6 protein-coding genes are annotated in these 12666 nt (G+C 53.5%); all 6 read right to left on the bottom strand.

Translation table 11 applies throughout. The features are described from left to right. Positions 1 to 187: 187 nt before the first annotated feature. Positions 188 to 1645 (bottom strand): sulfatase, encoded by a 1458-nt coding sequence (locus tag ACG2F4_RS14220; protein ID WP_395261548.1) that lies wholly within the window; start codon positions 1643 to 1645, stop codon positions 188 to 190. Positions 1646 to 1659: 14 nt separating this feature from the next. Further along, positions 1660 to 3258: a sulfatase gene (locus tag ACG2F4_RS14215; protein ID WP_395261547.1), complete on the bottom strand. Its 1599-nt coding sequence runs from the start codon at positions 3256 to 3258 to the stop codon at positions 1660 to 1662. Positions 3259 to 3838: 580 nt separating this feature from the next. Then, positions 3839 to 6460: a HEAT repeat domain-containing protein gene (locus tag ACG2F4_RS14210; protein ID WP_395261549.1), complete on the bottom strand. Its 2622-nt coding sequence runs from the start codon at positions 6458 to 6460 to the stop codon at positions 3839 to 3841. A gap of 568 nt (positions 6461 to 7028) precedes the next feature. Next, on the bottom strand, positions 7029 to 8108 hold the full coding sequence (locus ACG2F4_RS14205) for a 6-bladed beta-propeller (RefSeq protein WP_395261546.1): 1080 nt from the start codon (positions 8106 to 8108) through the stop codon (positions 7029 to 7031). A gap of 52 nt (positions 8109 to 8160) precedes the next feature. Beyond that, positions 8161 to 9579 (bottom strand): DUF1501 domain-containing protein, encoded by a 1419-nt coding sequence (locus tag ACG2F4_RS14200; protein ID WP_395261545.1) that lies wholly within the window; start codon positions 9577 to 9579, stop codon positions 8161 to 8163. Between the two features lie 75 nt (positions 9580 to 9654). Beyond that, positions 9655 to 12549, bottom strand: a complete 2895-nt coding sequence (locus ACG2F4_RS14195; RefSeq protein ID WP_395261544.1) for a DUF1549 domain-containing protein — start codon at positions 12547 to 12549, stop codon at positions 9655 to 9657. Positions 12550 to 12666: the final 117 nt, after the last annotated feature.

The raw sequence follows: 12666 nt of genomic DNA, 5'->3' as shown, positions 1-12666 counted from the left end.
GGTCCCCATATACGCCCATCAGCGGGGAAATATCCTCCACCGAAATCCAGAGTATGTTGGGCCTGTCGGCACCCGCAGCCTGGGCCCCCGCCGGGGCATCATGGATGCCTAAAAAATAAAAAAAGAGTACATAGAAAAGCATGTTCCTCATCAGGTATATGGTTCCGTGGAATATTCCAAATTCAACTTAATCCTGTCCTCTCCTCACAGGGTATCTCCCTCCCCGCTGTTTGATGTACTCATGCATTTGCTCCCGGAGAGCAGCTGCTGTGTCGGGGTACTTTCCAGCCAGATCGTGCTCTTCATTAAGATCCCGGGAGAGATCGTATAATTCCACGCTGGTTTCCTCGTAGAATTCGACCAGCTTCCAGCGCCCCGCCCGGATCGCCGAACCCGGTCGCCAGCCGGACCCGTGGTAGTGCGGGTAGTGCCAGACCAGGGTGCGGTCGTCAACTTTGGCAGGATCCTTCAGGTAGGGGACGAGGCTCTTGCCATCAACATGCTGCTGATTTTGCGACGGAAGACCAGCCAACTCTAACAATGTTGGATAAAAATCCATACTTGTAACAGGTTGTGCCGATACTTTCCCCTTTTGTATACCTGGCGCTTTGATGATCAGCGGCACGCGGATCCCGCCCTCGTAGGCCCATCCCTTGCCTGCTCTGAGAGGGATTACCGCCGTAGGGGCAATGTTGCGCTCGGCAGGCAGGGTCGTCAAGCCCCCGTTGTCGGAGGTAAACACAATGACCGTGTTTTCATATAGCTGCTGATGTTTCAACTCCTTCAGCAGCCGGCCCACGTTCTGGTCCATACACCGGACCATCGCCGCGTATTCGGGGTCACTCTGGGTGAGCCGGGTCTGGCCCAGCCCTTCCCTGCGCATTGCCGGTTTGCCCTCGCCGGGCAGTTTTAGCTTTTTTTCACGATAGTGCTCGTCGTAGCGCGCACATCCCTGGATGGGCGTATGCACGGTGTAAAAGGACAAAAACAAAAAGAAAGGATCCGTTCGCTCCGAAGCTTGCTCCATGAACCGGATCGCCTCGGTGGTCAGCCGGTCGGTCAGGTATTCCCCCTCCGGGCCGTCTTCCAGGCGCGGGTTCTCATACGGGGCGTAGTAGCCGCCGGGCGGAGACCCGCGGTCATGCCCGCCCTTGTTGATCTCAAAACCCTGGTGCTCCGGCCAGTATTCCGGGGTCTCCCCCAAGTGCCATTTCCCGGCGAAGAAGGTCCGGTAGCCCTGCTGCCTGAATGCTTCGGCGATGGTGAGTTCCTCCAGCGGCAGATTGTGGATATCTTCAGGCGAAACCAGTTGTGGATCTTCGGCTCGCTCTGTGGGCATGCCCGGTATCCAGTCGGTAATGCCCACCCGCGTCGGATCTTTGCCGGTCATGATCGCCGCCCGCGTGGGCGAGCAGACCGGATGGGCCGCGTAGGCATCGGTAAACCGGATTCCGGTTGCCGCCAGCCGATCCAGGTGGGGGGTCTCATAGAAGGTGCTGCCATAGCTGCCCAGGTCCCGCCAGCCCAGGTCATCCACCAGGATGAACAACACGTTGGGCGGGGGTTCCGACCGGGCGGGGGGACCTGTCGCACACAGAAATCCAAAAGCGGCAAGCAGCAAGAGCGTGTATTTTTGACAGGCCATAATCACTTATTTTTTTACTCCTCCACCTGGCTGCCCCACCAGTTGTTGCCGGGGTTGTAATCCGGGGACAGGAACTCCATGCGCTGCCGTTCCAGCCGGGGCAGCAGTTCCTGCTCGATTTGCTGCAGGTACTCCGCCTCTTTTTGTGGATCATACTGCGGGTCTTTCCGGGGAAATTTGGCACCGGTCTCCTGCAGATATTCGGTAAGCCGGCTGCCCAGCCGCTCGGCCACCTCCGGGTGCCGGGCGGACAGATCGGCCTGTTCGGGCAGGTCGGCCTGCAGGTCGTAGAGCACCTGGCTGCTGTCGGCGTGGTAGCGGATCAGCTTCCAGCGGCCCTGGCGGATCACCGAGGAGGGCCGCCCGCCCTGGTTCCCGTAGTGCGGGTAGTGCCAGAACAGCGGCCGTTCGGGGATCGGCTCCCCTTCCAGCAGCGGCCGCAGGCTGACCCCGTCCTGGTGCTCTTCGGGCCGCAGGTCCGCCCCCGCCAGGTCCAAGATGGTAGGGTAAAAATCGGTGCCGGTCACCGGCGTGCTTTCCTCTGTTCCACCGTGGTCCATCCAGGGCACGCTGATAAAATACGGGACCCGCAGCCCGCCCTCGTACTGGTAGCCTTTCCCGCCCCGCAGAGGACGGTTGGAGGTGGCGTAGTCGTCGCCGGCGGCCACCCCGCCGTGGTCGGAGGTGAAAATTACAATGGTATTATCATCCAGCCCCTCGGAACGCAGGGTTTCCAGCACCTGCCCCACTGCATCGTCCATATGCTCGACCAGGCCTGCATACACCGGGTTGTCCTGCACCTGGCGGATCGGCAGAAAATATCCCATTTCAAACCCCTTCTCTGCGATACCCAGCGAATCGGCCTTGTCGCGGTACTTGCTCCAGTTTGCGCGGGTGGTCTGTATAGGAGCGTGCACCGCGTAAAACGACAGAAACGCGAAAAAGGGCCGATCCCGGTGTTCCCGGATAAAGCGGCTGGTCTCTTTGGCCAGCTTCTCCGGCAGGCTCATGCCTTTTTCCTCCGGATGATCTTCCATCTTGGGATTGTTAAACGGGGAAAAATATCCGCCCGTGTAGGGCCCGCCGGCTTCAAACCCTCCCTGGTTGAAGTCAAACCCGTGGTCTTCCGGGTAGGAGCCTTCCCCGCCCAGGTGCCACTTGCCGGCAAAAAAGGTGGTATAGCCTTCCTGGCGCATCGCCTCCGGCAGCACCTGGTACTCGTGCGGCAGGTGGTCCACGTAATCAGGCGGCAGCAGCTTGCTGTGGCGACCCTGCTCGCGCCAGTCGGTCCCGGTCCGGGCGCCGAGCCAGTCGGTGATCCCGTGGCGGGCCGGGGTCTTCCCCGACATGATGCTGGCCCGCGCCGGGCTGCAGACCCGCCCGGCGGTATACCCCTGGGTAAAGACCATGCTGCGGGCCGCCAGCCGGTCCAGGTGGGGGGTATCATAAAATTCGCTGCCCATACTGCTCATATCATGGTAGCCGTAGTCGTCGGCAATGATGAACAGCACATTGGGGTGTTCGGGGGCGGGCTGTTCTTCCAGAGGCGTGCAGGCTCCCGCAAGGCATGCAAGTATAATTATCAGACAAATTGACGAACTATTTAAATTCATAACTATTTTCCATCCATTGAAGAGAGCTTTGCCTGCCGCTGTTTTGCCCAATACCGACTTGTTTATCCTGAACAAAACTCTCAATTCCACGTTCTGGGGTTGTACTCCCGTTTAAAGGGCAATAAGGTCGATGGTACAACCACCTTCCATCAAAATAGTAGATTCTGCAAAGATCCCTTAAATTACATTGGTCGTATTCCGATAGTTGTTTTTTCCCGAACGATCTAAAACAGCGTAAAGATTATATCCCAATTTGTAAAGCGTTAAAATTCCTGCCTGAATCCTGCCATCTTTCTCCTTCAACAGGTTACCTCCCTTATCTACAAAAAACGGATTACGTACTCCCTTTCCCCCCCTCTTTTCGGGAACTTTGTCACCTATCCATTGGTCCGCACGGTGCCAGAGTCCCTGGGCACCAGTTTAGATGTCTTGCCTTGCGAAGTATTTAAAACTAATTACCCCTGCGTTTGCTGAAGATTTTTAGAAATACTCCCCTTTTTATAAGGCAAGTGCAAGTTTTTAACCTCGTTCTGTGAGCGATAAATTGTATTTACAGACTTTTGACTTTTCCTGCCGACCTTTACTCTACTTGTGCTGACAGGTAATCCACCAAGGCCACAAACTCTTCATACGAAAGAGAGTTCGTCAGTCCTGCCGGCATCATGGAAGTTTTGAGCTGTTCTCGCGAAACAATATCTGACTTCTGCAGTGTCGTCGCCTGCCCGGCGATATTCCTGATGACCAGCTTTTCAGCCGTCTCTTCAGTGATAAATCCCACATAGCTGTTCTCATCACTGGTTTGGATTTGCACGGTGGCAAAACCCTGCGAGATAGAGGCGTTGGGTTTCAGGATCGATTCCGCAATCTGCTGTCGATTCATTATTCCGCCGACCTGACCCAAATACGGGCCTTTCATCGCTTCGTCCGGGCTGATGCTGTGGCATGCCTGGCATCCCTGCCGGACAAACAATTTTTCGCCCTTCTCCAAGTCACCGGAGAGCTCCTGCAGGGCCAGCATCACATCTTCGATGGATGATTTCCCGATTTGTCCTTCTTCACTTTTTATCTCTTCCAGGTCTACGACCGGTTCCTCTACTTTCGACCCGGTGTCGTCGGTGCCGCCAAACGCGGGAATACCCAGCCGGTATTTGCTGTTCAGGTCCGCGAAAAACCGGTCATCAAATGTACCGTTTTCATACTCGGTAATGAGGAAATCCCGTATTACCGGTGTTCCCTGCCACTCCTCTGCCTTATAATACGGACCGTGGGTATCGGGGCGCGTGCTCCACCACCACGAACCGTCGTAATCGGCCTCTTTGTGGTATACACGCGCCAGGTTATGAAGGATTCTGCTTTTGAAATCGATATTACTACTGTTGTTGTAGATTTCAATCAATCTTTCAGGTACATGGGGATCGTGAATATAGCGCAGGGCCCAAAGTGCCAGTTCGCTTCGGTCCTTTGACACTGCATCCAGTAACGGTGCTGTAGCGCCGATCTCGACCAGTGATTTGACGGCTACATGCGGGGGAATAATCTCCGCATTCGGGGTGGCATGAGGGCCAACCGTACCGATATCCGGGGCCTCAAACGAGTCCGGTACTTCAATCTGAAGGAGTGCATCCACCGCTTCTTCGCGGCCCAGGCGTCCCAGTCCCACGATCGCCGCGATTTTAACGCGATCAGAGGAGCTATCCAGCGCCGAAAGAAATGGCTGAAGCGGTACCTGGTCCACATATTCTTTGCGATCCGCCAGCGCACGCAGGGCGTACTCCCGCACCTGCTGATCCCTTGTCAGCTCCACCAGGTTTTCAATGCCCCCTGTGCCGGCAGCCTGAGCGTAGGTAAAAATCCCGGCAACCCGCACATCCAGGGGGAGCCCCGCGTCACGGGCTGTCTCCCAGGCCACCCTATTCACCTCCTGGTCTGTGCGCTGCAGGAGTTCATACTGCGCATACTGGCGCGCTTTGGCATGTTCCGACTTGAGATACCCGGCCAGTTCCCCGATCGAAGCGTTTTCCAGCGATGGAAACGGCTGGGGTTGTAATCCCTCTGGGACCGACCGAACGGTAAATCCCCTTGTTGAATCGCCGGAATAGCCCGCTCCATCCCAGGCGGAAAGATACATCGTGCCGGAAGCATCCAGGTCAAGATCGGTAATCTGCGGCAGTTCAATAAACTCCTCCTGCTGCTGGGTAAAGCTTCCTTTGTCGGGGTTCATGTTATGCAGGTATAGGTAGCTGCGTCCCCAGTCCGCGGTCAGCGGTTTATGGTTGTAAGCCTCCGGCCACCGCTCATCATCCAGGTACAACGCCCCGGTACCTGATCCCCCGCCAAAATCTTTCAACGCGGGGATGATCTCTTCCGTAAAATGTTTAAACAGCGTGGGATAGCCGTATTCTCCACTCTGGATATGGTCGAGAAACCGAACATTCCAGCCCCCGCCGTCGTTGGTGTTGCCGCGCGTAAAGATATTCATATAGGGATCGATCGCCACGTCGTAGTTATTGCGCGTTCCGTGGGTATAGACTTCCATCTCGGTTCCGTCCGGGCGCACGCGAACGATCCCGCCCCCCAGCATCGTCAGCTTGGTATCTTCGCGATCAACGGCATCGTGGAATCCAAAATCTCCGACGGCTATATAAATCCACCCGTCAATGCCCATTCGAATTCCGTTCGTAGCATGATCGGTTCCCCGGCTCCGCAGGTAGTTGGGGTTGCTGATCCCTTCAATCAGTGGTTCGGAGGGACCGTCGGCAACACCGTCACGATCTTTGTCCTCGAAGACGACCAGGTCCATCCCCGAGGCTTTCCCGGTCTCTTCCGAAAAAGTTGTGTGCAGGACAAACACCTGATCCCCAATCGCAATGATTCCGCGTGGATTGTTGACCCTGGTGAACTCTGTGTGGGCATCCACGATGCCATCCTGGTTACAATCCACAAGGCGTACAATCGCCCCTTTGTCCATCTCCTTGCCGAGCGAGCCCTGCATGTCAACACCCACAAAAACTTCGCCGGTGGGAGCTACGGCCAGTGCGGCCGGACTTGGGGTCAGTTCCGGCCCGGAAAATGCGTTAATGGCCAAGTTGTCCGGCCAATCCAGGTTGCTTTCCAGGGAATCTGTGAGTGCTGTCAAGGTACTGGAATCACTGGCATTGCAAGGTACAGGCGGCGAAGAGCTGGTTTGATTTTGGCACCCCATGAGGGCTGCACTTATCAGGAAAAATAGCAAGGTACCACGCATCGTTGTTACCGGAATTCGAATCATAGTGTGTAAAATCAGTCGTTAGCTTGCGGTTGAATACTGCGGGGAACTGTAAGAATCGCTGTTCCTTCGATCCCGTTTTACGCAAAATACAACGGTTAAAAACGACCATAGCTGCTCACTTTACGATCAGCTAATTGCCAACGCCGTACTATTCAGCGCAAAGAATGAAAGGAAGAACCATCGATTTTTACAGAATCCTTCCCGGAAGATCATCAATATGAAATATGATCACCGGCACTGAATATAAAACATAAATTCAAACCTTTTAATATCTATCGGGACTATAAATACGTGAGAGGGACGAGAGTAGCACCAGCAGTTAAAAAGAAGGATCGATTCCCTGACAAGAAAAGTGAGGAAGAACTATGCCCGCGCAGATGATGTGATTTAAACGGGTACCCAACGCCGGTTACCGGGGGAGAAATTGTATCCCCGCTCATTCCCGTATTAAACCCATCAATAACATTCTCGAGCACAGGGTAAGAAAGGATAAAACATGCGGTCAGACCCGATGCAGCTTAATCGGATACGTTTGACCGGCATTCCACTGGCAGACATACATATTTTTATCCTCATCTATACAGACATCATGACAGTGCTTGAATATGGATTCTTCCTGGACCATAAGCTGGAGCTCTCCATTGATATAGCTGGGTTGGGTGCCGGCCGGGTTCGACACCACATTATCATCTTTATCCAAAATGGTAATGAAGCCGGATTCAGGAGTTAAATTCAGATAGCGTTTTCGCGACCAGCAGACCCCGGCATAAACATTTTCTCCATTAATTACCGGTCGACATACGTAGGCACCGGGCAGAAAAATGGTTTCCAGGTACTCCCCCTCCAGGGTAAACCGTTTAAAACTGTTATGCCTCCGCGAGGTAACGAGAAGGGTTGGCGTTCCGTTACTCCGGGTATCAACGGCCACACCGTGGGGTTCATTAAGTTGATCATCTGCACTGCCTGCCCCCCCGAACTTATCCAGGTATTTGCCGTCTGGACTAAACCGAAGTACATAGTAGGAGCCGTAGCCATCGGCTACATAGATCGTACCGTCCGGCCCGACGGCCGTTTCAGTCGGCAGATAGTCATCCTCCGTGTCGTAACCACCCACTTCCCGGGGATCTTCCAGAGTCAGAAGAACCCGTCCATCCAGCGTCGTCTTTTCTACCCGGGCTGTTTCAGCATTTGTATCGGTGATAAAAAGAAATTCTTCTCCCCCCGCATTCCAGAGCGTCAGCCCGTGTCCCCCGGGATATTTGGATCCCCAGCTATCCAGGTATTTCCCATCCTTGTTGAAGATAATAATATTATTCTGAGTCTCATCGGTAATCATGATCAGACGTCCCCGCTTGTCCATAACCATCTCATGGCAATTTTTAACGGGATGTCGAGCGGGGTCCAGGGCTGCCCAGTCTTTTTCAACGCGATAACGAAAGTCACCATGACCTATCACATCATTGTCCGGGGAAGATCGACTGGTATTAATGTTTACATCAAAATTTGTGGCCATGCCGGGGGCGGCAAAGGCGGTTCCGGCCGCCGCCACCTGTTTAAGAAATTCTCTGCGGGTTTTATTCATAATTAGCGTTGAGATGGTTTTTTAGGGCCCTTTTAAGTTATAAAGTTGTGATCTACGCGAAAAGCTCGGGGATCGCTTCCCCATGACCTTCCGGAGTGGTATACACGGGGCGGCCTTCAATGGTATAATGTGTTTCAGGGGGAATACCCAACGCCTGGTATATGGTCTGGTGAATATTGCTTATTTCTACAGGGTTTTCCACGGTTGAACAGGGACGTTCATCCGCTGTTTTCCCATAGACGTGCCCCTGTTTTATTCCACCGCCGAACATTAAAATTGAACATCCATCGGTGAAGTGCTTGTGCATGCCATATTCCGATATACTTTGCATTACTTCTGGCTGTTTGGCCTGTTCCTTGACCGTTTTTCCCGGCCGACCCTCTACCATCATATCCCGGCTGAATTCACTGGCCAGGATAACCATTGTGCGGTCCAGGCGACCTGTTCTGTCGAGATCCCTGATCAGTTGAGCAATGGGCCGATTGATACTCTTTTTCATCTCCACGGTTCGGGTATGCCCGTTTTCGTGGGTATCCCATCCCATGAATGGCACGTATTCTGTGGAAACGCTTATAAATCGAGCGCCAGCCTCCGTGAGTCTTTTTGCAAGCAGGCACCCCAGTCCAAAGCGGCCGGTATTGTATTCCCTGTAAATTTCTTCCGGTTCTTTTTTAAGGTTAAACGCCTCTGATTCAGGCGATTTCAGCAATGCATAGGATTTTTCCATCGCGCGCACCATCGATTCCTTCTGGTAGGCGCTGCCATGTTTTCCGAGTTCACTTTGATCAACCAGATCGCGATACAACTGATGTCTTTTTTCAAACCGCTCTATACTCATCCCCACCGGTGGCCGAACGCTTTCGAGTCCACTGGAGGGATCCGGAATCAAAAATGGGCCGTACTCACTTCCCAGGAAGCCGGCAGAATGGTACGCCTTCAGCTCTTCCCCCTCTCCGACATCGAACCGCTGGCCGATACTGATAAAAGGCGGAATCACCGGGTTTACCGGCCCCCGTTCGTGGGCAATCCAGGCCCCGATGTGCGGTACCTGAATCGTTTGAGGCGGTTCATAACAGGTGTGCCAGTGATATTGATGCCGTGTATGCAGGATGTGTCCCAGGTCGGCCGCCCGGTAAGACCGGATCACCGTCCCCTTGTCCATTACGGATCCTATCTCCTCGAGTCCCTCTGAGAAAAACAGATCGTCTACGGCGGTGGGAGATTTGGGGAATGTACTTAGCACCCTGTTACTTTCAATACCTGGTTCAAACGGGGTGTAGGCTTTGGGATCAAAAGTCTCCGTGTGGGCCATACCGCCCGCCATCCACAGTAATATTACCGTATCCGCAGTTGATTCAATTTCGTTGCCCGCCCGCTTGCAGCTACTCAAAAAAGAGGTTCCCGGAATCGTTGCTCCCATTGCTGCAAGAGCTGCAGCCGAAGTATTTTTAAGAAAATCGCGTCTTTTCATAGTATTAACTAACCTCCTGGGTTACCTGTGTATTAACAGATCTAATTTACGAATATATGTCGCCATACCATATGATCAGTAAATCAATTGAAATTCGGGATTCATCACCAAGGCCCACAAGAGATCCTGTACTGCTTCCCTGCGCGGGTCTGATGAGAGCTTCTCACTTAATATTTTTTCTTCGGTTTCACTTGGGGAGCGACCATACGCGGTAAGATAAAGGTGTTCAATCATCCGGTTTGTAGCGGTCCCGTATTCGTTTATCAGCCGCTCCGCTCCCCGGGCCATCACTTCATTCAACTTCTCACCGTTGGTCAGCTCCAGCGCCTGAAGCAGCGTAGCTTCCGTCTGCCGGTTGGTGATTACATTCTCCCGTGTAGGCCGGCCCATCTCCTTAAGAAAATCATTATTTTCGACCAGTGATGCGCGGACAAAATCCATCTGATGGCTGGTATCGTGCGTAAAGCCCAACAGCTGTCCCCAGTGATCACTGCCGGCACTGGTTCCAAACGCCCGAACTGCTCCCCACTCACTATCATCAAAATCCAAGGTTTCCCACCCTTCAGCGGGCGTATCCTGCAGGGCTTTCCAATTTTCATTGGAGGTAACCACGAGGGAATCATCACTGCCGGTGAACTGTATTTTCAGATTAAGCAGGATGCCGGCCGGATTGGGTATCGTACCTCCATTTTCTCCCTCCAGTGCCAGTACATTTCGCCCTGATCTGAGGTATTCGGTTACATCCAGGCGTTCAACCCGCCTCCAGTCATCTCCCTGACCGACCATTGTTCCGTTCAGATAGAGCTTATAGGATTCATCCACCGTTACCAGCATGTTGGCTTGGTCCACTTTCCGACTACCCGGAAGATCAAATTGATGTCGGAAATAATACATGCCCGGGGCCGGCTGGCTTCGCCGCCCGTTTTCGGTGGTATTAAACCAGATCCAGTCGGCCTCGGCAGGAGGCGTTTCGTAGGGATCATACGCCACTGAGAAATAGAAGGGAGCGGCCACCTGGGAAACCGCATCGGCAAATTGTTCAGCCGTCATCCGCTTTCTGAGTGGTCCCTCAAACACGTAATCCTCAGAGCCGGCCTCTTCTTCACTCATACCCACCGAGGGCAGCTGGTAGGTGCGGGACTTTAATATAGTGGACAGAAGGTACTTCAGGTCATATTTGTGGTCGATCAGGTCAGCGGCAAGCCAGTCGAGATGCTCCTGGCTCCACGGGATGTTATCCATATTGTCTACCGGTTCAACCAGGCCTCTTCCCATCAGCAGCTCCCAGTAGCGGTTGGCAATCGTCCGATACAGGCGCCCGTTTTGCTCGTCCGCGATAACCTCCGCCAGCTGCTCCAGTCGTTTTTCCAGGGAAGCTTCCGAATCGACATCGCCGAGCTCCTCACTGTAAACAAAGCTTGCTTTGGCCGTATCACCGGTGGGAACGTCGCACCGCTGGATCGCAATAGCCGAATCGGAAAAAATCTGGGCAAAAGAGTAGGCATCATCCAGCGTCAGGTTGCTTACAAAACTGTCGTGACAGGAGGCACACTTGAGATTGGTGCCCAACAGCGACTGGGATATATTTTGTGCGGCCTGCATCTCCGTAGTCTGGCTTGCATTAACCGCACCGCGCCATTCAATACCCCTGATAAAACCATCCGAACGCTCATTGGGATTCGCCAGTTCCCTGACCATCTGGTCGTAAGGCATATTATTATAGAGTGCGTCGTACAGCCAGTCTGTGATCTGCTCTCTTCCTCCCGTGATAAAGCCGGTTCCAGTGTAATCATTGCGCAGCAGATCGTTCCAAAAGGTCAGCCAGTGCTGGGCATAGGCATGTTTTCGGCCCAGCAGGGAATCGACCAACCGATCCCTTTTATTGGGCGAACTGTCATCGACAAATGCCTGGAGTTCTTCAGGACTGGGCATCAAGCCGATCACATCCATATAGGCACGGCGCATAAACGTAACGTCGTCCACCGGTTCCGGCCAGCTGATATTATGCTCCTTGAAATAGGCGTCGGTAAACTTGTCAATGGGATTTTCGAGATCTGATCCAGTCTCCGGAAGTTCAGGTTTGTACAGCGCCATGGGAGACTCGCGGAACGTTTCCACCTCCTCGTCAGACCAGGGAGCGCCCACTTCTATCCATGTACGTACCAGCTCAATCTGGCTCGCACTTAATGAGCTTCCTTTCTGTGGCATCACGTCGTCATGGCCTTCCGGCAGTGTGAGTCGACGCATCAGTTCACTTTCGCCGGGTTCGCCGGGTACAATTATCGGACCGTCATCTCCCCCTTTCATTACGGCTTCCTCGCTGTTGAGGACGAGTCCGCCCTCAGCTTCATTGGAATCGTGGCAGCGGTAGCATGTCTGGGCAAAGATGCGGCGGACCCCGACATTAAGTTTCGTTTTGTGGGTTTCTGCCAGTGTCCCCATCTCCCTGTGTTGGTTGACCTCCTCCACCAGTTCGGTAAATTCGTCGTCCGAGAGGGTTTCGTAGTTCCAGGGCAAGACCGATGTCAGGTAGTCGCTGCCATGCGTCAAATTTGCCCCAAAATGGCCGGTTACTGTCAGCACCAGCACTGTTGCTGCAAGCGCACCCCGGTAGATATTGAGATCCTTCCGGGTGTCACGTGTTTCTGCCCGGTACAGAAACCAGCATGCAGAAAGGGACAGCACCACGGTAAGAATACCACCCCACCGGTGATAAAAAATAGTTGATTCCGAATAGTTGCCGCCATAAGCGAGCATGAGGCCGACAATGGCGGCACCCAAAGCGGTTCCGGCCCCAATGTAGATAAGCCATCGGATGCCTGAACGCAGGTCAGGACGCTTGCCCCCCATTGTAAGCATTTCAAGTAAAAAGGCGATTACAATAGCCCCTATCGGGAAATGAACAATCAGTGGATGCAACCGACCCAGCAATTGCCAGATCCACAATTCTGAAAGGGTGTCTAAAAACATTAGCTCAATACTTTTGGCTTCTTATTTATGTATATGAGAGGGCTGTGCAAAACCCTCAATTCCTCGTTCTGAGAGAGTTGTACTCCCGTTTAAAAGGTCAACAAGGTCGGTGGTTCA

Source organism: Halalkalibaculum sp. DA3122, from assembly GCF_043951865.1.
In the GTDB taxonomy this organism is placed as follows: Bacteria; Bacteroidota; Rhodothermia; order Balneolales; family Balneolaceae; genus JAMQKA01.
Note: the sequence above shows the minus strand (reverse complement) of the source record. Positions and strands in the feature narration are given on the sequence as shown.